The sequence below is a fragment of the Pseudoalteromonas sp. Z9A6 genome, from assembly GCF_011378805.1.
Taxonomy (GTDB): domain Bacteria; phylum Pseudomonadota; class Gammaproteobacteria; order Enterobacterales; family Alteromonadaceae; genus Pseudoalteromonas; species Pseudoalteromonas distincta.
In genome coordinates this window covers 26,694-49,905 of record NZ_WTKZ01000005.1, presented here as the reverse complement: position 1 = coordinate 49,905, position 23,212 = coordinate 26,694, and the positions used below count along the sequence as shown (strand labels likewise).

Here is a 23,212-nt window from a genome sequence, read left to right as displayed (position 1 = left end):
ACATATTAATTACCAATTATTAAAAATGGGTTAGCCGATACTCGGCTGACAAAGAATACATTGTAACGGTTTTATCATGATATCTAATTTATTTACCAAGCTTTTTGGTAGTCGCAATGACCGCACTATTAAAAACTTAAGAAAGACGGTCGCGCTAATCAATGCGCTAGAAACGAAACTTGAAGCGCTTTCTGATGAAGATTTAAGAGCTAAAACAGCTGAGTTTAGAGAACGTTACGATAACGGACAAAGCCTTGACGACATTCTACCAGAGGCTTTTGCTGTGGTACGTGAAGCGTCAAAGCGTGTAAATGGCATGCGTCATTTCGACGTGCAGTTATTAGGTGGTATGGTTTTACATCAAGGTCGCATTGCAGAAATGCGTACCGGTGAAGGTAAAACACTTACAGCTACTCTACCAGCTTATCTAAACGGCTTAACAGGCAAAGGTGTTCACGTAATTACCGTGAATGACTACCTTGCTAAACGTGATGCTGAAACCAACCGTGCGTTATTTGAATTTTTAGGCCTTACAGTAGGCTGTAACGTACCAGGTATGATGCCGCAGCAAAAGAAGCTAGCTTATACTGCTGACATTACATACGGTACTAATAACGAATTTGGTTTTGACTACCTTCGTGACAACATGGCTTTTAGCATTGATGAACGAGTTCAACGTCCATTATTTTATGCTGTAGTCGATGAAGTGGATTCAATCTTAATTGATGAAGCACGTACCCCGCTTATTATTTCAGGCCCAGCTGAGGATAGCTCTGAGCTATACACTGAAATAAACACCATCGTTCCTTTACTTGAGCTTCAAGAAAAAGAAGACGAAGAAGGCATTGAAGGTGACGGCGATTACACTATCGATGAAAAATCTAAGCAAGTTCATTTAACAGAACGTGGTCAAATTAAAGTAGAAGAGCTACTTACTGAGCGCGGCTTAATTGAAGAAGGCGATTCGCTTTATTCAGCAGCAAGCATTACGCTACTAAGCCATGTTTATGCCGCTCTTCGTGCTCATAAGCTATACCAAAAAGATGTTGATTACGTTGTAAAAGAAAACGAAGTAATTATTATCGATGAGCATACTGGTCGTTCAATGGAAGGTCGTCGTTGGTCAGAAGGTTTACACCAAGCTGTTGAAGCAAAAGAAGGTGTAAAAATTCAAAACGAGAACCAAACACTTGCCTCTATTACGTTCCAAAACTACTTCCGTTTATACGAAACGTTAGCAGGTATGACAGGTACAGCCGATACTGAAGCATTTGAATTTCAGTCAATCTACGGCCTTGATACCGTTGTTATGCCAACTAATAAACCGATGATTCGTGATGATCGCGCCGATTTAGTTTACCTAACGCAAGAAGAAAAATACGAAGCTATTTTAATTGATATTAAAGACTGCCAAGACCGTGGACAACCGGTGCTTGTTGGTACTATTTCAATTGAAAGCTCTGAGTATTTATCGCAGTTTTTACGCAAAGAAAAAATTAAGCACAATGTACTTAATGCTAAATTTCATGCGCAAGAAGCTGACATCGTTTCAGATGCTGGCCTACCAGGAACAGTAACAATTGCAACAAACATGGCCGGTCGTGGTACCGATATCGTGTTAGGTGGTAACTGGAACAGTGAAGTTGAAAAACTTGAAAACCCAACTGATGAGCAAATTGCTGAAATTAAAGCAGCTTGGAAAATTCGCCATGATGCAGTAATTGATGCCGGCGGTTTACATATCATTGGTACTGAACGTCACGAATCTCGTCGTATAGACAACCAATTACGTGGTCGCTCTGGTCGTCAAGGTGATGCTGGTTCAAGCCGTTTTTACTTATCGATGGACGATGCGCTAATGCGTATATTTGCCGGTGAGCGCATGACGAACATGATGCGTAAACTCGGTATGCAACGCGGTGAAGCAATTGAACATCCATGGGTTAACCGTGCGATTGAAAATGCACAGCGTAAAGTAGAAGCACGTAACTTTGATGTACGTAAGCAACTACTTGAGTACGATGATGTAGCAAACGATCAACGTCGTGTTGTTTACTCTCAGCGTAACGAACTACTTGAAGAAGGCGATATTTCAGAAACTATTACTGCAATTCGTGGTGACGTACTTAGCAATACAATTGATCAATATATTGCACCGCAAAGCCTTGCTGAAATGTGGGATATTCCTGGCCTTGAAGAGCGTTTAAAACAAGACTTCTTAATTGAGTTACCTATTACTCAGTGGTTAGCAGATGACAATAAACTATACGAAGAAAAGCTTCGTGAGCGTATTGAGCAGGCGGTTGAGCAGTCATACAAGCAAAAAGAAGAGCAAGTTGGCGATTCTGTATTACGTCAATTCGAAAAAGCGATTATGCTTCAGAGCCTTGATCAGCATTGGAAAGATCACCTTGCTGCAATGGATCATTTACGCCAAGGTATTCATTTACGTGGTTACGCGCAAAAGAATCCTAAGCAAGAGTACAAGCGTGAATCGTTTGAGCTGTTCTCTGAAATGCTTGAAAACTTGAAAGTAGATGTTGTAAGCATTCTAAGTAAAGTACAAGTACGCGCAGAAGAAGATGTTGAAAAAGTAGAAGAGCAACACCGTAAAAGTGAAAATGCTCCTCGCGAATACCAACATGAAGAAGCTGAGCACGTAGGTGGCGAAGCGCCAGAAACAGCGACAGTAATGGCTCGTACAGAACCAAAAGTAGGTCGTAATGACCCTTGTCCTTGTAAATCAGGTCAAAAATTCAAACAGTGTTGCGGTAAATTAAAATAACCCAATATTGTCAGTAGCTTATTAAAAAGCGGCGCTAGCGTCGCTTTTTTTTATGGAGTTTTAAAGTAATGACTATAGAAATTGTACATGTAGCTGTTGGTGTTATTAAGAAAAATAACGCTATATTCATTTGTAAACGTGCAGATGAACAACATCAAGGCGGTTTATGGGAATTTCCTGGTGGTAAAGTTGAAGCTGGAGAAAGTGTGTTTGTTGCACTTAAACGCGAGCTTATTGAAGAAGTTGGACTAACCATTCACAGCTCTAGCCAATTGATGGTGATTGAACATGACTACGGCGATAAATGCGTTAAATTAGATGTACACGTAGTAAGTAACTTTAGCGGTGAGGCATATGGCGCTGAAGGGCAACCTAGCGAATGGGTAGCAATTACTGAATTAGAAAATTATGACTTTCCTGAAGCGAATGCTGAAATTATCGAAAAAATAGTTGCCCGATACGCATAAAAAAAGAGCATAAGTGAGCACAATGAATATCTCAATACAAAATAAGCTAAGCGAACTGTTAGCACTGCCCCCTGAGCTAACTCAAGTTAGTGCGATTGGTAGCGGCCATATAAATAGTACATGGCTACTTACAAGTATTGATAAACAGTTTATTGTGCAAAAACTAAATACTGAGGTATTTAAATACCCTGCTCAGTTAGTGAGTAATGCAAAACTAATTGAGCAGCATTTAAATGCTAAACAACTGCAAAATAATTACCCGCTTGAAATAATCAAACATATAGCGACACAAAGCGACGAACACTTAATAAAAATTGATAATGCGTATTATCGCGTCCTTAACTATATTAGCGATAGCTACAGCGAAGACGTTGTTAAAAATACCCAGCAGTGCGAGCAAGCGGCTTACGCCTTTGGCGTATTTGCTCATGCATTACAAGATTTTGATGCGCAACAGCTACACACTGTAATTCCTGGTTTTCATAACTTAGCGATGCGCTTTGAGCAATTAAATACCGCAATCACTAACAACGTAGTTAATAGAGTAAAGCACTGCAATGGTGAAATAGAGTATTGCTTAACGCAGCAGCATTTAATTACTGAGCTTAGTCAGGTAGCTAAACATATACCCCTTAGAGTGTGTCATAACGATACAAAAATAAATAATATGCTATTTTGTAATACAACTCACAAAGCAAAAGCAGTTATTGATTTAGACACCTGCATGGCAGGATTTTGGCTTTATGACTTTGGCGACATGGTACGTACATTTTGCTCCCCCGAAGCCGAGGATTCAACTAACTTACACAACGTTGTTATTCGAAAAGATATATTTTCAGCCATTGTTAAAGGCTATGTAACGCCATTAAAAAGTAGCATGAGTATACTAGAGCAAGAAAGCTTATTATTAGGCGCTAAAATAATGCCGCTCATGTTAAGTGTGCGCTTTTTAACTGATTACTTAAATAACGATGTGTACTTTAAAGTATCTCATGCAGAGCATAATTTAGAGCGAGCACAAAACCAACTCGCGCTTTATAAAAACATACTGAGTAACGAAGAATGGATGCACGCGTGCTTAGTCGATGAACAAATTCTAGATACAAAAAAACCAGTAAGCTAAAAACTTACTGGTTTTTTGTTATTTATAGTAATGCAATTACCAGATTTTTACGCGATCTTCTGGTTTGATATACATTTTATCACCTTCTTTTACGTCAAACGCTTCGTAAAACTCAGGCATGTTCGACAAGATACCGATTACACGGTAGTGGCTTGGTGAATGAGGGTCTGTTAATAAACGATTACGTAGCTCTTCATCGCGGTAGTTACGACGCCAGATTTGTGACCAACCCATAAAGAAACGTTGATCGCCTGTGTAACCATCTATCACGGGTGCTTTTTTATCACCTAAAGATAGCATATACGCTTTATGCGCAACTGTTAACCCACCTAAGTCACCAATGTTTTCGCCAAGCGTTAGCTCACCATTAACACTTGCATCTTCAAATGGTTTATATTCGTTATACTGTGCAACTAAAGCCGCTGTACGCTCTTCAAATTGCTTAAGATCAGTCTCACTCCACCAGTTACGTAAGTTACCGTCACCGTCGTATTTAGCACCTTGGTCGTCAAAACCGTGGCCAAGCTCATGCCCAATTACCGCGCCGATTGCACCGTAGTTTACAGCATCATCTGCTTCTAAATTAAAGAATGGTGGTTGTAAAATAGCGGCTGGAAATACAATTTCATTATTTACTGGATTGTAATACGCATTTACTGTTTGCGGAGTCATGTGCCACTCAGAGCGATCAACTGGTTTACCCAATTTAGCAATCATGTCTGCGTATGCCCATTCGCTATAACGGATGTAATTACCTACTAGTTCATCTGAGTTAATCTCTAGCTCTGAGTAATCTTTCCATGTATCTGGATAACCAATCTTAGGCGTAAATTTGTCTAATTTTTCTTTCGCTGCAAGCTTTGTTTCAGGGCTCATCCACTCAAGATTTTCAATAGCAACGCCATAACCTTTAATTACGTTATCAACTAACTCTTCCATGCGCGCTTTAGCTTCTGGCGGGAAGTTATCTTTAACGTATACCTTACCTAAAATTTCACCAAGTACACTGTTAGATGCGTCAACCGCTTGCTTCCAAAGTGGTGCTTGTTCTTCTACGCCACGAAGTGTTGTGCTGTAAAAGTCAAAGTTAAGGTTAACTAAGTCTTCACTAAGTAGCTCTGCATAACCGCTTACAAAATGAAATTTTAAGTAGTTTTTCCACGTTGCTAAATCAGTATCTTTATAAATAGTAGCAAGCGCTTCTAAGTAGCTTGGTTGACGTACAATAATATCACTTACACTCACGCCGGCATCTTTAAAGAATGCGGCTAAATCAAGTTCCCCCATTAGCTTACTAGCATCTGCTACTGTCATCTTGTTATAAGATTTAGTTGCATCGCGGCTTTGCACACGGCTCCACTGAGCATCAGCTAGTGTTTTTTCAAATGCAAGTACGCTCTTGGCAGCTTCTGCTGCATTTTTAACGCCTGACGTTGCTAAAACATCTGTGATGTATTGCTCGTAAGAAGCGCGAATTTTAGTGAATTTTTCGTCATCATTTAAGTAATAATCACGATCTGGTAAACCAAGACCCGACTGAGATAAATACAATGCATACTCGCTTGAGTTTTTAGCATCGTTATTTACAAACCAACCAAATGGTAAAGTACCGCCTTGTTTTTGAATTTTAGCCATTAAACCCACTAAATCAGCTTTAGATTTAATGCTATCAATCGTATCTAATGACGGTTGTAATGGCGTAATACCTAACTCATTACGCGCATCTTTATTCATGTAGCTTTTATAAAATGCGCCAATTTTATACTCATCGCTGCCTTTTTTAGCGGCCTTATTCGCGGCTGCACTTTCAAGGGCAATTTTCATCGCTTTTTGTGACTCATCATATAACTGCGAAAAAGAACCGTAGTTAGATTTATCACCTGGTATTTCAGTTTTTGCTAGCCACTCACCGTTTACATGGTAATAAAAATCGTCTTGTGCGCGTACTGAACTATCCATATTAGCTAATTCAATACCAAGCTCTAGTGGCTTTTCAGCGGGTGCTGTTACTACAGAAGTATCGGTTACTTTAGTTTCTTGTTGTTTTTCACCACAACCTACTAGACCAAGTGCAAGCGCTATACTCGCAGCGGCCATTGTTACTTTATTCATAATGATTCCGTTTGTTAGTTAGAATTTAATACCAACTCCATTAAATTCTTGAATATAGCAGGAGTAAAAATAGCACTGCCTGTACGCTTTTACTTAATGGAATGGGTATCAAGGGAGCTTTAAATAATAAAGCACACCACGCAGTATCATAAACCTCATTAGACCAACAATAAAATGGAATATGTAACAAAGTATTTTGAATGCGGTGAGCTGCAAAAATAGCCCTACCAATAACAATATAGTGGGTGGCTAAGGCTAACTTTTATTCTTTCCGTGGAGCGCTAAACGCTCTAGTTTTTCTTTTAATGAAGGGGGGGCAGAAGCCGCTATCGCATTTAAGTAATTAGCGGTTTGCTCACTCATTTTCCGTGAGTTGGTAACTGTAGGGCTGCCCGATTTATTCGCGGTACTTAATCGCTGAGTTGCTTGAGGATTTGCAGTTATTTTTATTTGTCCAAGCTCTGCCATTCCAGCTGCTCTAAAGTGTGAAAGCATATCCATTTTTAAATAATTAAGCCTAAGCGCGATAGGCGCAGATACCGCCTCTATCATTAGCGTGCCGTCTCGGTAATTACTAACTCGGCATTTATCACCCAATTTAGGGCCTAAAAAATCTTTTAATAAGGTTTGCTGTGTATCAAGTGCTTGGCTTTTGCCTGCATAAGCCGATAAACGATTATTTAACCCCGCCATAATATCGGTTAGCGGTTTTGGTGCATATCTATCTTTAGCCATTTTACACCTCGTAAAAACTCACTTAGACCCAGAGATAATACTCTGGGTCTAAGTATACACTGCGTATTAATACTACGCGCCGGCTATTTGCATTTGCTCTATTAGTACTGAGCCTGTTTGAATACCACCACGGCGTTCTATATCACCACCAATGGCAGAAATACCTTTAAACATGTCTTTTAAATTACCAGCAATAGTAATTTCACTTACCGGATATTGGATTTCACCATTTTCAACCCAAAAACCTGCAGCACCACGAGAGTAGTCACCCGTTACGGTATTTACGCCCTGCCCCATTAGCTCTGTAACTAATAAGCCAGTACCCATGGTTTTTAATAGTGCAGTTAAATCGTTATGAGTTTGCTCAACGAGCCAGTTATGTATACCGCCTGCATGCCCTGTTGGCGTCATATTCATTTTACGCGCGGCATAACTTGCTAATAAATAGGTTTGTAACTCGCCGCCTTGAATAATTTCTCTATCGAATGTTTTAACACCTTCGCTATCAAACGGTGACGATGCCAACCCTTTTAAAATATGTGGGCGCTCAGCAATATTCACACAATGACTAAATACCTGAGTGCCTAAGCTATCAAGTAAAAAACTTGATTTACGATAAAGCGCGCCACCACCAATTGCCGACACCAAGTGACCAAACAATGAATTTGCAATATCTGCTCTAAAAATAACAGGCACTTTCATTGTGCCTAACTTTTGGCTGTTTAATTTAGCTAAGGTTTCAGCTGCCGCTTCAAGACCCACTGCCGCCGCATCATTTAAACCAGCCTGATCGCGAGCAACTGTATAAGCAGAGTCGCGCTGCATGTGTTCGCCATCTTTACCTATTACCATAGTACTAATACTATGACGAGTACGTGGAAAGCCTGCAATTAAACCGTGGCTGTTACCATAAACACGTAATCCCTGATGCGATGAAAAACTCGCACCATCAGAGTTAACAATGCGCTCATCTGCATTTAATGCAGCTTGCTCAGCAGCATGACAAAGCTCAATGCCTTCCTCAGGACTTACATCCCAAGGATGATATAAATCTAAATCTTTAGGATTAAATTCAAGTAACTCTTTATCAGCAACGCCGTTAAATGGGTCATCAGATGTAAATTTGGCTATATCAATCGCTTTTTCGACTACCGTGCGCAATGTTTTTGGATTTAAATCAGCAGTTGACGCCGAGCCTTTATTATTACCAACATATACACTAATGCCTAAGCCGCCGTCTTGGTTGAACTCAATGGTTTCTACTTCACCCATTCGTGTACTAACCGATAAACCAGACGTGCTAGACATCGCAGCTTCTGCAGCTGTAGCGCCTAATTTTTTAGCATGTTCGAGTACTTCTGCTACCGCATCTTTAACTTGCGATATTTGAGAATAAATTGGATCGTTTTGTTGGCTTTTCATAAATTAAGTCCTGAGCCTTAGAGGCATAATGCACGCATTTCTTATATTTAAATGCTAACACACTCAATGCATCACATCAGCTAATATTCCTAAGTATCATATTCATGTATAATGGCAAAAGTTATTTTTATTTAAGAGCACCCCATGGCAAAGAAAAAAGGCAAGCCTGCTGAAATTGAAGAAGAAATTGAATATGTATCAAGAACGGAGCTTAAACGCGAAGCGCAAGAGTTTCATCAGTTAGGTACTGAAATTGCCGAAATGGGTAAAAAACAGCGCGAACGCCTGCCATTAAATGACGATTTAAAAGAAGCGATGGTTGTTGCTGATAAAATAAGTAACAAAAGCGACGCGTATCGCCGCCACTTAAATTACATCGCTAAAACACTGCGTACTGTAGAAAACATTGATGATATTAAAGCGATTATCGATGTGATGCTTAATAAAAATAACCAAGCTGAAGTATTGGTCAAAAAAATTGAGCAATTACGTTCAGATTTAATTGAGCAAGGTGATGACCTTATCAATGAGACTATTGAGCAGTTTCCGTCTCTTGATCGTCAACAAATGCGCCAATTAGTTCGTAATGCAGCAAAAGAAGCGAAAGCTGAAAAGCCAGGTAAAGGTTATAAAGAATTATTTCAATACCTTAAAGATGCTCATACTGTTACATATTAATTAGACTGTATTAATTGATATTTTATTAAAAAAGGTGCTTCGGCACCTTTTTTGTTATAGATCAAACCGCCTTCCTGAGTACTTTTTTATAATCCCTCCTAAATAAATACTTAGGTGCGCGTGATGATTAAACTTCCACAATGGGATGAAACCCTAATAAACAAATATAATGTGTCTGGTCCGCGTTATACCTCTTATCCCACGGCTTTATCACTGCGTGACGGATATCAGCAACAAGACCTACTAAGCGCTATAGAATCGTCAACAAGTCGCTCTCTTTCTTTATATATTCACATCCCGTTTTGTAGTCAGCTTTGCTACTACTGTGGCTGTAATAAAATAATTACCCGTCATCAATCTAAGGCAGATACGTATCTCGACTTTTTAGCAAAAGAAATTACTGCCCAAGCGCCTTTATTTAAAAGCTACACGGTTGAGCAATTACATTTAGGTGGCGGTACTCCCACCTTTTTAACCGCAAAACAAATGACCCGTTTAATTAAGCTTTTAGAACAACACTTTAATTTTACACGCACGACAGAGCGCGGCATTGAAATAGACCCACGCTCACTTGCCGATAATATGCTTGTTGATTTAAGGATGCTTGGCTTTAACCGCGTCTCGTTTGGGATTCAAGACTTTAACGATGACGTGCAACTTGCTGTTAATCGCCCGCAAAATGCAGATACCGTCAAGCAATTAATTACACAAGCTCGCCAGTTGGGGTTTCAATCTATTAATGCAGATATGATTTACGGTCTGCCACTGCAAACACCACAAAGCTTTAAACAAACTATAGAGCAACTTATTGAGTTAAGCCCTGATAGAGTATCAGTGTTTAACTACGCGCATTTACCAGAGCGCTTTGCTGCACAGCGTAAGATTAAAGATGCAGATTTACCCAGTGCTCATAATAAGCTCACCATGTTTAAAAATACGCTGGAGCAGATGACGCAAGCAGGCTATCAATTTATTGGTATGGACCATTTTGCAAAAACTGATAATGAACTAACTGTTGCGCAAAATGAAGGCAAGTTACACCGTAATTTTCAAGGTTATACAACCCATGGAAATTGTGATTTATTAGGTTTAGGCGTGTCATCAATTTCACAAATTGGCACCGCCATTTTACAAAATCAAAAAGAATTAAAACATTATTACCACAGCGTAGAAACACAAAGCGGCAGTGCTCTTAATAAAGGAGTGCACTTAACAAATGATGATGTAATTCGTGCTGATGCAATTAAACAGCTCATTTGCCAATTTGAATTAGATATACAAGACTTTAGTGAAAAACACGCGCTTATATTTAATGACTACTTTGAGGATGCATTAGTAGCGCTGGCGCCACTTATAAAAGATGAACTAGTAACTATAATTGATAATAAAATTAGCGTAACACCACGCGGTAACTTATTCATTCGTATTATTTGTATGTGCTTCGATGCTCACTTACAAAAACAAATTAACGCAACGCGCTTTTCAAGAGTGATTTAGCCTGAACTATGGATAATAAATACATCAGCACAAAAAAAGCAGACCTAGGTCTGCTTTTTGTATTTAAGTTGTAGCTTTAATTAAAAACGACTTTATCGCTACCTGGAGCGGCTTTAAACTCGATGATAATTTTAGCGCAATCAGCTTTAACTTCATCTTTAAGTGTTTTTTCAGCTTGCCAACGAGCTTTATCCAGCTTAAAAATCTCTTTTTTAGAGTATTTTTTACGTGCGTCGTGCGTCGGCATTTCTTTAACTACCTGATACATTTTATAAATACCAGGATACTGCGTCGTTAAATCACGCTCGCTTTCAAAGGCATACTGAGAGATAAGTACCCATATGCGTAAACAGCCTTCAGAAAACTCACACTGCTCTTCATTCATTGCACGTGCGATTAAATGAATACTATCGGCTAGTTTTGCGTTTCGCTTTAAACGCGACTTTTCAAGCTTTTGCTTTTGTTCAGCCTGCGTTTTAGCAATTAACTTTTTTTGCGCATTTAACTTATACAGCAACTGACCCGCATAAAATGCCAAACCAGCTATGATAGCAGCGCCTAAAAGTAAGGCTAAAATTACCGAGGTACTCATTATTTATCCTTACTATTTGTCGTCTTCATCTAACCATTCGTTGGCTAAATCATCAGATAAGTATTGATCGAAGTCAGAATTGCCTTGGCTTTCAAGGTCATCTTCAAACTCGTCTTCGTCCTCATCTTCAATACCAAGAATTTCACATAACGCCTGATGACGGGCAATGCGACTATTGAAGTACTTCGCATCTTTACCTGTTAGCATTTCACCTTTTTCATGACGCTCTACTAGTTTAAGTAAACGTTCGTCATTCTCAAGTGCTTCTAGCTCTTGTTCAGGTGTAAATTCAGGCTCGATTACTTTTTTCAGCTCAATAGTTGGCTTTAAGTTGCGTTTCATTTCAACTTTAGGCTCAGGCGCGGTTGCGATTAACGGCACAGGCTTTTTACTGCCTACACGCTTATCTTTAGGCGCATGATTACTATTTTGGCTTTCGCTATCTAGTAAATCTGGCGCATTACGAGAACCCGGCTTTGCGCCTTTGGTTTTTTTAACTCGCTGCTCTTTTAATGCGCGCATTTCTTTAAGCTTATCTTGGCTTATACGAACAGGTCCGTTTGCTGGGCTTTTGCGTGACTTTTTAGTTCTACTCATATCTTGATCATCTCACTTAAGAGGTTTTGAGCGAAGCGCAAATTAATGGGCATCGCAGTGCTGGCCTAGCCAGAAGAATTCAGTTTGCGCTATAGAGGTTGGGTTTCTCATTTAAAAGCGCCTTAGCTAATTAATCGCTAATTTTAAACGGTGGGTATTGTAACAGGACAAATAAAAAGGCGGTAGAGAAAACATCTCTACCGCCTGCTAATCTGAGCGCCATTATCTGGACACTTCTCCCTTCGACTTTTTTTAGTCTTTATTATTTTTATTATTATCAGTCCGTATTGTTATTATTTTTACGTTCCTTGTTACATTCCATTTTGTTTTTGTTATTAAACTTCCATGAGTTTTTTATTATTTTCGGTCATTCTGACACTTTTTTATTATTTCCTTTAGTAGCACCAATCTTGTGCTATGTAGTCATGCCGCGCCACTTTCCTTATAGCTTGTTTCCGTTTTGTTATTGTTCTTTTGCGACAGTGGTTAATTTACTCGTTAATGATTTTGTTACAACTGGCTTATATAACTTTTATTATACTTATTACATTCTAAACTCAAATAAACAATAAAATACAATAGGTTAATGACAAATAAAAAATAAAAAGAAGACTTTTCTCACACTAACGCATGGTCAATGTCTTACATTTTAACGGGTGATATCGTTAATTTTACGCACAAAAAAAGCAGCCAAGGCTGCTTTTTGTAAAACATTGTAGTGTATTTATTATTAATTGCTAAATAAATACGACTTTAGTGTAAACCACCTAAGTACTGAGAAAGTACTTCAATATCTTTATCTGTTAATTTCTTCGCTATATCGCCCATCATGCCATTTAAGTCATTGTGACGAGTTCCATCACGGAATTTTTCAAGTTGAGACTTGATATATCCAGGATGCTGAAAAGAAATTTTTGGAAACTTAGCAAGTGATGAACCGTTACCACGTGGACCATGACATGCTGCACATGAAGGAATCCCACGCTCCGCATCGCCTGCTTTAAAGAGCATTTCGCCAACTTCAACAACATCTTTAGGTGTAGCACCTTCAGTCATGTTCATTGAAGAAAAATAAGCAGCTAGATCTTTCATGTCTTGCTCGCTAAGTGGCATAGCCATAGCGCTCATTACTGGATCCATACGCCCTTCTTTGCCGCCTGACGTCATACCTAATTTTAAATCCTGAAGTTGCTTAAGGATATAATCTGGATGTTGACCTGCAATTTTTGGGTAAATATTAACCGGCGCATTACCGTCTGGGCCGTGACAAGCCGCACACGTTGCTGATTTTTCTTTACCTGCGTTTACATCGCCATCAAATGCTGTTGCGTTGCTTGCTGACAACGCACCAAGCAATATTGTTAAAGATAGTGCTATTTTTTTCATGGTGAATTCTCTGTTTCCGACCCTGTATCATCTACAATCGTGATGTTGTAATACATATATTCTACACGATAATAAATTCTCTGGCACGTTTTCTACACATATTAAGCTTATAATTTACAGGGTTTTGACTTAGATTAAGCTTTAACATGTTTTAAATGTACCATAGGTGCTGTTTTTAGGTGGTTAAATACGCTTTTTAATACATCCTTTATAGTATAAAATACGCGCCCTGAGTGAATTTGGTTTACTCAATGTTATTTTTTTAAGTTTTAGGAGAGCCTGTGCTCAAATCTCGTATCAAATATAATACTGCGTCTTTCGTAACAAGCGCTCCCGACATTACTAAATTACCTGCTGATACGGGAATTGAAGTTGCGTTTGCCGGTCGCTCCAATGCAGGTAAGTCGAGTGCATTAAATGCATTAACCGATCAGAAGCTAGCACGTACAAGTAAGACACCTGGACGTACTCAGCTAATCAATACATTCGATTTAGCGGATGTTGACGATATGCGCCTTATCGATTTACCAGGCTATGGCTTTGCTAAAGTACCAATCGAAATGAAAAAGAAATGGCAAAAGTCGTTAGGTGAATATCTGCAAAAGCGTCAAAGCTTAAAAGGTATTGTTATTTTAATGGATATTCGTCATCCATTAAAAGATTTAGACCGTGATTTAATTAACTGGGCAATTGGTAGTGAGATTCCAGTATTGGCACTATTAACTAAAGCCGACAAACTAAAGCAAGGCCCTCGTAAATCACAAGTACTGCAAGTTCGCCGTGAATTAAGCACGCTTGATGGGGATATTACAGTTCATGCGTTTTCATCATTAAAAGGCACCGGTTTACCAGAAGTAGCTAAAAAGCTAGATGAATGGTTTTTAGGCCCTGTTATTGCTGTACCACCTACCGATGAAACAATCACTGACGAAACAAACCCAGAGGCTTAAACGCTGGCGTTACGATAAATAAAACTGCTTTCCTGCAGATTTAATAAAATAGCCGAGCTTATCAGACTCGGCTTTTTCAGCCCACTGATAAAATACACTGCGTGAAACTCGCGCACTACAACCATACGGTAGCTTTAAATAAGGCACCTTTGAACCTTTGTAGTCTTTTATATACAAAGGCTGCTGAGCGCTCACTAGCCACTGCCTAGCTAAATTATCAATACAACACAACACTTGCCCTTGCGCTGTATTTTCAAAACGCCAATCAACAATAATAAACGGTGCATCTTCAACCGTTATTGTTATTTTTTCGACAGGGGTTTTTAAATAAAATTGCTCATCTTCTTTACACAATACAGAAGCAAACAGCTTCACCATGGCTGGGCGTGTTATTCCGCTGCCATCGTAAAACCATTTCCCTTCATTATTAATAACAATTGGCAGCTCCCCACAATGGTTAGGCTGCCAACTATCAAAAGGTTTGCTTGGCTCGCTTAATCGCTTGCTAAGCTCACTTAAAGAAATCACTGTTTTTTAAGTGTTATTGCAAATGTAACAGGCACAGCTGTGGCAATTGAAGGCAAGCCCGCTAACTCTTGCAGCTTTTTAACGCCTTCGGTTACACCAAAATCATCACTATTAATAATAATAGGTGTTAATGATGATACCGTTAAATCACCACTTTGCGTGCTGTTAACGAGTACATCAATTGCCAATGGTTTTTTATTACCATGAAAATCAAGCTCAGCTTTAATACCCTTCAATACATATTGACCAGGCTTTTTGATATTACTTAGCTCTTTAGTTAAATTTGCAGTTAAAACAGCATTGGGGAATTTAGCCGCTTCGAATAAAAATGTAGCTAAACGCTCATTACGAATAGGGATTAGAGTTTCGGCTGATGTTAAATCAACATTAACGCTAAACTCACCTTTATCAGAAAGCATACCTTCAAGGTTAGTAAAATGGTGAGCTTCAGCAATCGAATCTTTTTTAATTGAAACAAAGCTTAGTTGGCTTTTATCATTCACTAGCTGCCAATTGGCCTGAGCAACATTAGAAATAACTAAACTTGATAAAGAAAAACCTGCAATAGCTAATGCTTTAAACATAACGCACTCCTTAGTAATAAAATGAAAAGAATAAAAATGATAGCACTTCGATGGTATCACCTGCGATGTACCCAAACCACCTCGAAGTGACGAATGAACAATACAATTGGTATAGCGCAAAAAAAGAATTAATTAGATAGGATTTTTAGGCATAAAACAAAAAACGGCCCACCAAACAAGTTGGTAGGCCGGTATAGCAAACTGGGGAGAAGCTATCAATTTGTTGCACCCTTTCAGATGCATCATCAACAGGATGTCCTACAGGATAGGACAGGCGGGACTTTAGCAAAAGCACGCATTAAAATACAATCATATTCCTGTAAAATAGCTCGAATTGACGAACATATAACTATTTAATACAAATAGTTGCTTAAATTAACCTTATTTTAACTAAAGCTTGCATATAGCTAATTAAATAGCTGTTATTCGCCATTTTTATTAAACATAAAAAAAGCGCCAAAAGGCGCTTTAATTAAAATGCTCAAATTGCATTAATGGGCTTGTTCCCAGTTGTCACCTTCGTCGGCTTCAACAATAAGCGGCACATCAAGCGCTGCAGCTTGCGACATCAGCTCACAAATATGCTTTGTGTATTCTGGTGCGCAGTCTGTTTTAATTTCAAATACCAATTCATCGTGAACTTGCATAAGTAACTTAATCGTATTTGGCGCTTGTTCGTGTACCCAGCGGTTAACGCTCAGCATTGCCTTTTTAATAATATCAGCAGCAGTACCTTGCATTGGCGCATTAATAGCAGCACGTTCGGCTCCTTTTCTGCGCGCCCCATTACGTGCGTTTATTTCTGGCAAATGTAGGCGGCGACCAAATATTGTTTCAACATAGCCATTTTCAGCCGCTTTTTCGCGTGTTGTTTCCATGTACTCTAATACACCTGGAAAACGCTCAAAATACTTATCTATGTAATGCTGCGCTTCGTGGCGCGGCACATCTAGTTGACGTGCTAAACCAAATGCCGACATACCGTAAATTAAGCCAAAATTTACTGCTTTTGCCTTGCGGCGCATATCGGTAGTTACATCATCAAGCTCTACACCAAATACTTCAGCGGCAGTTGCACTGTGTACATCTAAGCCGTTAGCAAATGCATTTAATAAACCTTTGTCTTGTGAAAGATGCGCCATAATACGCAGCTCAATTTGGCTGTAATCGGCAGCGACAATTTTATAACCATCTGCAGCTATAAACGCTTCACGAATTCGACGCCCTTCTTCTGAACGAATAGGAATATTTTGTAAATTAGGATCGGTTGAACTCAAGCGCCCCGTTGCTGTAATTGCCTGATGATAAGACGTATGCACACGCTGGGTTTTCTCATTCACCATTAATGGTAATTTATCAGTGTAAGTTGATTTAAGCTTTGATAAACCACGATGCTCTATGATTACTTTAGGTAGTGGATAATCATGAGCAAGCTCTTGCAATACTTCTTCTGCGGTAGAAGGTGCACCTTTAGGTGTTTTTTTGATAATAGGCAGGCCAAGCTTTTCAAACAACAGTACTTGTAGTTGCTTAGGAGAGCTTAAATTAAATGGTTCCCCTGCTATTTCAAATGCTTCTTTTTCAAGCTCAATTAAACGCTCGCCTAAACGCATACTGTGTGCTGCAAGCATATTACTATCTATTGCAACGCCGGTTCGTTCAATATCAGAAATCACACTAACAAGTGGCATTTCTATATCTTCGAATACAGATTTTAGCTTTTCATCAGCCGCTATTTTTGGCCAAAGCACTTCATGTAGGCGCAAAGTAATATCGGCATCTTCTGCAGCGTAAGGCGCAGCTTTTTCAAGTTCAATTTGGTTGAAGGTAAGTTGCTTTTTACCTTTGCCAGCAATATCTTCAAAGCTAATATTTTTATGACCTAGATATTTAAGTGCTAGCGAGTCCATATCGTGGCGTGTACCCACACTATTAAATACGTATGACTCAAGCATGGTGTCAAACTTAATACCGTTTAACGCAAAACCTGCATTCGCTAATACACTTTTGTCGTATTTAAGGTTTTGCCCTACTTTAGCTTTGTTTTCATCGGCCAAAATTGGACCTAGCTTTTGCATTACAAATTCCAGACTTAGTTGCTCAGGCGCACCCGGGTAGTCATGCGCTAGAGGTAAATACACAGCTTCACCCGCTTTTACGGCAAAACTCATACCCACTAATTGCGCTTTCATGTAATCAAGGCTGGTAGTTTCTGTATCAAATGCAAATAACTCGGCACTATTTAATTGCTCTATTAACGTATCAAATTGCGCTTGCGTTAAAATAGTTTCGTAATGAGCATCTTCTACTTTTGGTAATTCAGTGGCTTCGGTAGGTACAGCTAGATGTGTTTCTGCATCTTTGGGGTTATCTAGTAACTCAGCTAACCAACGACGAAATTCGCACTCACCATATAGTGCAATTAATTCGTCTTTATTTGGCTCTTGTAGTTTGAACGTATCAAGATCTGATTCGACTTCAACATCGCACTTAATTGTTGCAAGCTCGTAGCTTAAAGGCAGATGATCGAGAGCTGCAGCTAACTTTTCACCTATTTTACCCTTAATCTCACTTGCGTGATCCATTACACCTTGCAACGAGCCATATTTCTCTAACCACTTAACGGCCGTTTTTGGACCACAGCCTTCAACACCTGGGATATTATCGACCTTATCGCCCATTAGTGCCAAGTAATCGATAATAAGCTCGGGGCCTACACCAAACTTTTCAACTACGGTAACGGGATCTGAAATACTGTCGGTCATCGTGTTTATTAATGTAACGTGTTCATTTACAAGTTGCGCCATATCTTTATCACCAGTGGAGACAAGGACATGCCGTTTTTGCTCAGTTGCAATGCGTGCAAATGTGCCAATAACATCATCAGCTTCAACGCCTTCGATACTAATTAGCGGAAAACCCATCGCTTTGATAATGCTATGTATTGGTGCTATTTGCGTACGTAAGTCATCCGGCATCGGCGGGCGATTTGCCTTATATTCGCTATACATATCGTTACGGAACGTTTTGCCTTTAGCATCAAATATAACCACCATGTGTGAGGGATCATATTGTCTGATCAAGCTTTTAAGCATGTTGATCACGCCATAAATAGCGCCCGTAGCCTCACCTTTAGAATTAGTTAAATGCGGCGGAGAATGATAAGCACGAAATAAATATGACGAACCATCAACTAAAATAAGCGGGTTTTCGGGGATCTGAGCCATGGTGAATTTGGATCCTAAATGCAAAAAATTAAGGTAATTATAAGCATGCCATAAGGTAGTAAATAAAACGACTGTGAATTACTGTTTATCGTGTTATTAAAACTAGAGCAAGCTGTGGATAAGTGTGTAGATAACAGCCACGAGCTATTCTTCCAAAGCATTATAAAATGCCTAGAAAATACTTTAACTGTATGTTTTAATTTAAAAAAAATAATACGAGGTTCTTTTTTTATTATTTTAAACCAATGTGGAAAAAGGTTTTCTAACGACTACTTCTGTTGTTATTCACTTTGATTATTCGCGTTCATTTAAATAACCGGAGGAGTATTCTAGCACAATGGATCGAAGATCATAGCGATCCTTTATAATTTTTTTAAAGGCAAAGTGATCGCAAATGGCATAAACCGCAAAACGACTTGCACTGCGAATGATTTTTGTACTAAAAATTTATTTTCGCGAGAAATTTTGAGCATGTTAAACTTCATCCGATCGACTTATAAAAAAGACTTTAGGGGCACAAAAGCATGAAAAACGTAGCAGTAATATTAGCAGGGTCTGGTGTGTACGATGGTAGTGAAATTAATGAAGCAATTTTAACTTTATTACATATAGCCAAAAATGGCGCAACGTATCAGTGTTTTGCACCAGATATTGAGCAACTTCATACCATAAACCATTTAACAGGTGAAGTAATGCCTGATAAACGCAATGTATTAACAGAAGCTGCTCGCATTGCACGAGGTGACATTAAATCGCTGATTGAACTAGACGTGACTCAGTTTGACGCATTAATTGTACCTGGCGGTTTCGGTGCTGCAAAAAACTTATGCGATTTTGCAATTAAAGGCGCAAAAGCAAATATCAATCAGGAAGTCCTTAATGCTTGTAAATCATTTGCAAAAGCAAATAAGCCTGCAGGTTATATGTGTATTGCACCCGCATTGATCCCATTTATTTACGATAACGCCGCACTTACTATTGGTAACGATGTAGAGACAGCACAAGCGCTAAGCACATTAGGCGCTAAACATATAGATTGTGCGGTTAACGGTGTAGTTATCGATGAACCAAATAAGTTAGTTACCACCCCTGCTTACATGTTGGCAGAATCGATTCTTGAAGCCGACGCAGGGATCGCAAAACTAGTTAGTAGCGTATTATCAATAAATTGATTTTGATCTTAGGATCTAAAAAGTTAATTGTATGACTGATTACGCTTATTAAATTGCTTAACAAAAAACAGTAAATAATTAAATTTTATTGCGTTAACGCAAAAAGTAGTCAGTTTTATTAATAAAAACGGCTCTTAGCATTTTATAAATTGGCTCAGAGAGTTATAATCGGTTTAATTTCCGTCATCTTTAATCGTGATTGATCACGTTCAAATCGAAGTGAGCAAGGCAAAATGAAAAAATTAACAGCTGCAGCATTATTATTGCTAGCAACCACTGCATACGCACAGCCATATGATAACTCTATGACTGAAGATGCAATTAAAGCACGTCTCGCGCCGGTTGGTGCTGTATACCTTGAAGGCGATAAAGCTGCAGTTGCAGCGGTGCCTACAGGTCCTCGTTCTGGTGAGCAAGTATATCAAGGTGCATGTTTTGCATGTCACGGCACCGGTGCACTAGGCGCGCCTAAATCGGCTGACGATTGGGCTCCACGTATTGCTAAAGGTAAAGATACTTTACTTGAGCATGCGCTAAATGGCTTTAATGCTATGCCTCCAAAAGGCACGTGTATGGATTGTTCTGATGATGAGATTAGCGCTGCTATCGACTTTATGACATCTAAATAAGCTCGATTGAAATATAAAAAAGGTTTACTTCTGTAAGCCTTTTTTAATGCCTAAAATAGTGTATCTAGCTACTGCTTTAGTAGGAATATCAACTTGACGATAAGCACTAAAAGTGAAAGTATAAGGCTAATAACTATACAATAAAAATAGCCGGTTAGATCATTGGAAGATAAACTATCAGTATCGAGTAAATTGGCGTATCAAAATAAACGCCTTAGAGCGCTTCTCGAGAAATACAAACAATCACATCACTTACAAAATGCCCTGATCCAATTATCAGAGCAGGCAAGTACTGTGGCCGAGCTGACCCTGCTATACCCCGCCATCCATGATATTTTACAAAAGTACGTACCTAGTAAAAGTTTTTATGTGGTGCTGCTAAATCAATACAGTCAATCACTGGAACTTTCTTACTTTTCAGATGAAAAAGATGGTATTGCCGTCGCCCTTAACCAATCAAATAGCTTTGATGAAGGCGCCACGGGTTATGTATTTAAACAGGGTAAAACCACATGTTTTACCAAGCAGCAAATGCAAGATGCTGCAGCAGAAGGTTTATTTAAAGCATTAGGCACTCCTGCCGAACACTGGGTAGGCGTACCTGTTTACCAAGAACACAATATTATCGGTGTATTAGCAGCTCAAAGTTACGATACAAAACAAGGCTATAGCTCACAGCAAATACAATTACTTGAGTTTATGTCGCTTTATTTGGCAACAGCAATAGAGCGTGTAAAAAAACGAGAGCTTCTTGAGTCAGAAGTTAAAATTCGCACCCGCGCACTCACTCAAAGTAACGATGCACTAAACCTTGAAATAGAGCAGCGTAAACGCGCACTTCAACGCCAACAAATTCTATTTAAAATATCTGAGATAGCAACACAAGCTAAAAACCTTGATGACGCTTATTTTAAAATACACGAAATAATAAAAACAATTACCTACGCAGAAAACTTATATATTGCACTTTATGATAAAGAAACAGGGTGGATTAGTTTTCCTTATTGCGTCGATGAATTTAAAGAAAATACACAGCCAAGACGCTTTGCTAAAGGTTATAGCGAACTGGTAATAAGCACCGAAGAAACACAACTAATACACCCATGTAGAGCAAAAGAATTAATAGAAAGCGGTGTAGTACAACGTTCAGCACCTGTACCAAAAGAGCAAATGGCCACTAGCTGGTTAGGCGCTCCACTTAAAACAGCTCAAGGTGTTATCGGCCTTATTGTTTGCCAAGCCTACGATAACAAACATATCTTTAGCCGGGATGATTGCGAGTTAATTACCTTTGTATCGCATCAAATTGCAGCTGTTTTACAAACAAAACTCGTCAATCAAGCAATTGCAAAAAGCCATCAAGAACTCGAATTTAGAGTAAACGAAAAAACCAAAGAATTGCGTCAAACTAATCTGCACTTACAAATGCAAATAGATGAGCGAAAAAAAATAGAGCTGCAGCTTTATCATGATGCACATCACGATTCACTTACGAGCTTGCCTAATCGTAGTCTATTTTTAACTCAGCTCGAAAAAACGCTACAACATTATCAACGTTTTCCTGAGCACCACTTTGCTGTTTTGTTTATCGATTTAGATAAATTTAAAGATATTAACGATCAGCTTGGCCACCATGCAGGCGATCAATTTTTAATTAACGTGAGTGAGTTATTTGCCCAATGTATACGCGAGCATGATTTACTAGCACGTTTAGGCGGGGATGAATTTGTTATTTTATTAACCCATTTAACTGAGCCTCAACAAGCAGAAGATGTTGCAAATCGTATTATAGATTTAATGAAAAAACCCTTTTATCTCAAAGGTGAATCTTTACAAAGTGGCGCAAGTATAGGGATAACCTACTCAAAGAAAAGCTATACGCATACAGATGAAATTATTCGTGATGCCGATGCCGCCATGTATCACGCCAAAAACTCAGGAAAAAATCGTTACGAGTTATTTCATCCGCTATTAACGCAATCAATACCTGCGCAGACTCTAAAAGCACAACATCACCTTGATATATTACCTATGAGTTTTAGAAGCTCAGAAATAATTACGCTTGATGAGCAACAACAGTCTGAATCTTTATTTGAAGCATTTGGTGAACACCCAATGCTTGGCTTTACTAGCTTTGATATTTTGAAAAAGTTTGCATCAGATAAAGAGCAGCATCTGCAAGTAGAGTTACAACTATTACAACGCGCCTATGCACAAGCAATTACTGCAAATGTAGCTATGGCATTGGTTCCTTGCTCTGGTTTGCTACTTGAGGAACACGAATTTGTTTTATTTACAGATACGCTAAATAAACAACAAGGACAAAGCCAACTCTGTTTATTATTTGATGAACAAGAAATTCGCCACGCATGTGCAACGCAAATAAAAAACCTCAAAACGCTATCACAACTTGGTTATTCAATTGGTTTAAACAATTTTGCTAAAGACAGGTGCGAACTTAATTTACTAACCGATATTAGTTTTGATTATTTACTACTTAGCTCGACCTTTAGTAAACGTGTTTTACAACAAGAAAGTTACGATTTTCAGCTACAGGGCGTGCTTGCAATTACAAAGCTCAAAGCAATGAAGGTCATTGCTAAAGGCCCTTCAATACTTAATTTTAGAGCTTTATTAGATAAACACGGTTTGGCATTTTTTGTAGGTAAACAACACGCTTTAGTATGCTCTGAGTTACCTGAAGTGCAAGCAACTCAGTCTCTATAAA

The 23,212-nt window shown here is 38.9% G+C and carries 18 protein-coding genes; 9 read left to right on the top strand and 9 right to left on the bottom strand.

The annotated features are described in order from the left end of the window. Nucleotides 1-76 precede the first annotated feature (76 nt). From secA to GQR53_RS03150, 3 genes are all read left to right on the top strand, one after another. Nucleotides 77-2,785 carry a preprotein translocase subunit SecA gene (gene secA, locus GQR53_RS03160; RefSeq protein WP_165742850.1) on the top strand — a complete coding sequence of 903 codons (2,709 nt, stop codon included), beginning with the start codon at nucleotides 77-79 and terminating at the stop codon, nucleotides 2,783-2,785. Nucleotides 2,786-2,853: 68 nt separating this feature from the next. Next, on the top strand, nucleotides 2,854-3,252 hold the full coding sequence (mutT, locus tag GQR53_RS03155; RefSeq protein ID WP_165742849.1) for an 8-oxo-dGTP diphosphatase MutT: 399 nt from the start codon (nucleotides 2,854-2,856) through the stop codon (nucleotides 3,250-3,252). Between the two features lie 22 nt (nucleotides 3,253-3,274). Continuing rightward, nucleotides 3,275-4,375 carry an aminoglycoside phosphotransferase family protein gene (locus tag GQR53_RS03150; protein ID WP_165742848.1) on the top strand — a complete coding sequence of 367 codons (1,101 nt, stop codon included), beginning with the start codon at nucleotides 3,275-3,277 and terminating at the stop codon, nucleotides 4,373-4,375. A 36-nt stretch (nucleotides 4,376-4,411) separates the two neighbouring features. Here the strand turns inward: GQR53_RS03150 and GQR53_RS03145 are convergent, their stop codons facing one another. From GQR53_RS03145 to pmbA, 3 genes are all read right to left on the bottom strand, one after another. Next, nucleotides 4,412-6,487, bottom strand: coding sequence for a M13 family metallopeptidase (locus tag GQR53_RS03145; RefSeq protein ID WP_165742847.1), 2,076 nt, complete (start codon nucleotides 6,485-6,487; stop codon nucleotides 4,412-4,414). 255 nt (nucleotides 6,488-6,742) lie between these two features. Beyond that, nucleotides 6,743-7,222: a DUF721 domain-containing protein gene (locus tag GQR53_RS03140; protein WP_002959934.1), complete on the bottom strand. Its 480-nt coding sequence runs from the start codon at nucleotides 7,220-7,222 to the stop codon at nucleotides 6,743-6,745. Between the two features lie 72 nt (nucleotides 7,223-7,294). Beyond that, nucleotides 7,295-8,644, bottom strand: a complete 1,350-nt coding sequence (gene pmbA / locus GQR53_RS03135) for a metalloprotease PmbA (RefSeq protein ID WP_165742846.1) — start codon at nucleotides 8,642-8,644, stop codon at nucleotides 7,295-7,297. Nucleotides 8,645-8,788: 144 nt separating this feature from the next. Between pmbA and yjgA the strand changes: the two genes are divergently transcribed. Both yjgA and hemN read left to right on the top strand, forming a co-directional pair. Next, nucleotides 8,789-9,322, top strand: coding sequence for a ribosome biogenesis factor YjgA (yjgA, locus tag GQR53_RS03130; protein WP_165742845.1), 534 nt, complete (start codon nucleotides 8,789-8,791; stop codon nucleotides 9,320-9,322). A gap of 123 nt (nucleotides 9,323-9,445) precedes the next feature. Next, the gene (hemN, locus tag GQR53_RS03125; RefSeq protein WP_165742844.1) at nucleotides 9,446-10,819 is read left to right on the top strand and encodes an oxygen-independent coproporphyrinogen III oxidase; all 1,374 of its coding nucleotides are present in this window, start codon (nucleotides 9,446-9,448) and stop codon (nucleotides 10,817-10,819) included. A 76-nt stretch (nucleotides 10,820-10,895) separates the two neighbouring features. On the opposite strand, the gene GQR53_RS03120 is transcribed toward hemN, so the two are convergent. The 3 genes from GQR53_RS03120 to GQR53_RS03110 form a co-directional block, all read right to left on the bottom strand. Next, nucleotides 10,896-11,411, bottom strand: a complete 516-nt coding sequence (locus tag GQR53_RS03120; protein WP_149593325.1) for a DUF2489 domain-containing protein — start codon at nucleotides 11,409-11,411, stop codon at nucleotides 10,896-10,898. A gap of 12 nt (nucleotides 11,412-11,423) precedes the next feature. Next, entirely contained in the window at nucleotides 11,424-12,008 is a 585-nt protein-coding gene (yihI, locus tag GQR53_RS03115) for a Der GTPase-activating protein YihI (RefSeq protein ID WP_165742843.1), read from the bottom strand. 753 nt (nucleotides 12,009-12,761) lie between these two features. Further along, nucleotides 12,762-13,394, bottom strand: a complete 633-nt coding sequence (locus tag GQR53_RS03110; RefSeq protein ID WP_024596955.1) for a c-type cytochrome — start codon at nucleotides 13,392-13,394, stop codon at nucleotides 12,762-12,764. A gap of 281 nt (nucleotides 13,395-13,675) precedes the next feature. Here GQR53_RS03110 and yihA point away from each other — a divergent pair, with 281 nt between their 5' ends. Then, nucleotides 13,676-14,344, top strand: a complete 669-nt coding sequence (gene yihA, locus GQR53_RS03105) for a ribosome biogenesis GTP-binding protein YihA/YsxC (protein ID WP_007377272.1) — start codon at nucleotides 13,676-13,678, stop codon at nucleotides 14,342-14,344. Nucleotides 14,345-14,353: 9 nt separating this feature from the next. Here yihA and GQR53_RS03100 read toward each other — a convergent pair whose 3' ends face one another. The 3 genes from GQR53_RS03100 to polA all read right to left on the bottom strand — a co-directional run bounded on the left by GQR53_RS03100 (nucleotide 14,354) and on the right by polA (nucleotide 18,683). Further along, on the bottom strand, nucleotides 14,354-14,872 hold the full coding sequence (locus GQR53_RS03100) for a DUF1285 domain-containing protein (protein WP_165742842.1): 519 nt from the start codon (nucleotides 14,870-14,872) through the stop codon (nucleotides 14,354-14,356). Next, complete coding sequence (locus tag GQR53_RS03095; protein ID WP_024605301.1) at nucleotides 14,869-15,456, bottom strand: YceI family protein; 588 nt, start codon at nucleotides 15,454-15,456, stop codon at nucleotides 14,869-14,871. Before GQR53_RS03095 ends, GQR53_RS03100 begins: the two co-directional genes overlap by 4 nt. Before the next feature lie 491 nt (nucleotides 15,457-15,947). Next, a complete protein-coding gene (gene polA / locus GQR53_RS03090; RefSeq protein WP_002959914.1) occupies nucleotides 15,948-18,683 on the bottom strand; it encodes a DNA polymerase I in 2,736 nt (911 codons plus the stop codon). 524 nt (nucleotides 18,684-19,207) lie between these two features. On the opposite strand from polA, the gene elbB reads away from it, so the two are divergent. From elbB to GQR53_RS03075, 3 genes are all read left to right on the top strand, one after another. Then, nucleotides 19,208-19,855: an isoprenoid biosynthesis glyoxalase ElbB gene (elbB, locus tag GQR53_RS03085; RefSeq protein ID WP_165742841.1), complete on the top strand. Its 648-nt coding sequence runs from the start codon at nucleotides 19,208-19,210 to the stop codon at nucleotides 19,853-19,855. Nucleotides 19,856-20,088: 233 nt separating this feature from the next. Next, complete coding sequence (locus tag GQR53_RS03080) at nucleotides 20,089-20,484, top strand: cytochrome c5 family protein (RefSeq protein ID WP_165742840.1); 396 nt, start codon at nucleotides 20,089-20,091, stop codon at nucleotides 20,482-20,484. Nucleotides 20,485-20,646: 162 nt separating this feature from the next. Beyond that, entirely contained in the window at nucleotides 20,647-23,211 is a 2,565-nt protein-coding gene (locus GQR53_RS03075) for a diguanylate cyclase (protein ID WP_165742839.1), read from the top strand. Nucleotide 23,212: the final 1 nt, after the last annotated feature.

What these genes read in the sequence shown, in the direction of transcription:
- GQR53_RS03080 (WP_165742840.1), top strand. Translation starts at nt 20,089, where the DNA reads ATGAAAAAATTAACAGCTGCAGCATTATTATTGCTAGCAACCACTGCA.
- GQR53_RS03095 (WP_024605301.1), bottom strand. Translation starts at nt 15,456, where the DNA reads ATGTTTAAAGCATTAGCTATTGCAGGTTTTTCTTTATCAAGTTTAGTT.
- yihI (WP_165742843.1), bottom strand. Translation starts at nt 12,008, where the DNA reads ATGAGTAGAACTAAAAAGTCACGCAAAAGCCCAGCAAACGGACCTGTT.
- GQR53_RS03120 (WP_149593325.1), bottom strand. Translation starts at nt 11,411, where the DNA reads ATGAGTACCTCGGTAATTTTAGCCTTACTTTTAGGCGCTGCTATCATA.
- secA (WP_165742850.1), top strand. Translation starts at nt 77, where the DNA reads ATGATATCTAATTTATTTACCAAGCTTTTTGGTAGTCGCAATGACCGC.
- GQR53_RS03145 (WP_165742847.1), bottom strand. Translation starts at nt 6,487, where the DNA reads ATGAATAAAGTAACAATGGCCGCTGCGAGTATAGCGCTTGCACTTGGT.
- GQR53_RS03140 (WP_002959934.1), bottom strand. Translation starts at nt 7,222, where the DNA reads ATGGCTAAAGATAGATATGCACCAAAACCGCTAACCGATATTATGGCG.
- GQR53_RS03150 (WP_165742848.1), top strand. Translation starts at nt 3,275, where the DNA reads ATGAATATCTCAATACAAAATAAGCTAAGCGAACTGTTAGCACTGCCC.
- yjgA (WP_165742845.1), top strand. Translation starts at nt 8,789, where the DNA reads ATGGCAAAGAAAAAAGGCAAGCCTGCTGAAATTGAAGAAGAAATTGAA.
- mutT (WP_165742849.1), top strand. Translation starts at nt 2,854, where the DNA reads ATGACTATAGAAATTGTACATGTAGCTGTTGGTGTTATTAAGAAAAAT.
- GQR53_RS03110 (WP_024596955.1), bottom strand. Translation starts at nt 13,394, where the DNA reads ATGAAAAAAATAGCACTATCTTTAACAATATTGCTTGGTGCGTTGTCA.
- elbB (WP_165742841.1), top strand. Translation starts at nt 19,208, where the DNA reads ATGAAAAACGTAGCAGTAATATTAGCAGGGTCTGGTGTGTACGATGGT.
- pmbA (WP_165742846.1), bottom strand. Translation starts at nt 8,644, where the DNA reads ATGAAAAGCCAACAAAACGATCCAATTTATTCTCAAATATCGCAAGTT.
- polA (WP_002959914.1), bottom strand. Translation starts at nt 18,683, where the DNA reads ATGGCTCAGATCCCCGAAAACCCGCTTATTTTAGTTGATGGTTCGTCA.
- hemN (WP_165742844.1), top strand. Translation starts at nt 9,446, where the DNA reads ATGATTAAACTTCCACAATGGGATGAAACCCTAATAAACAAATATAAT.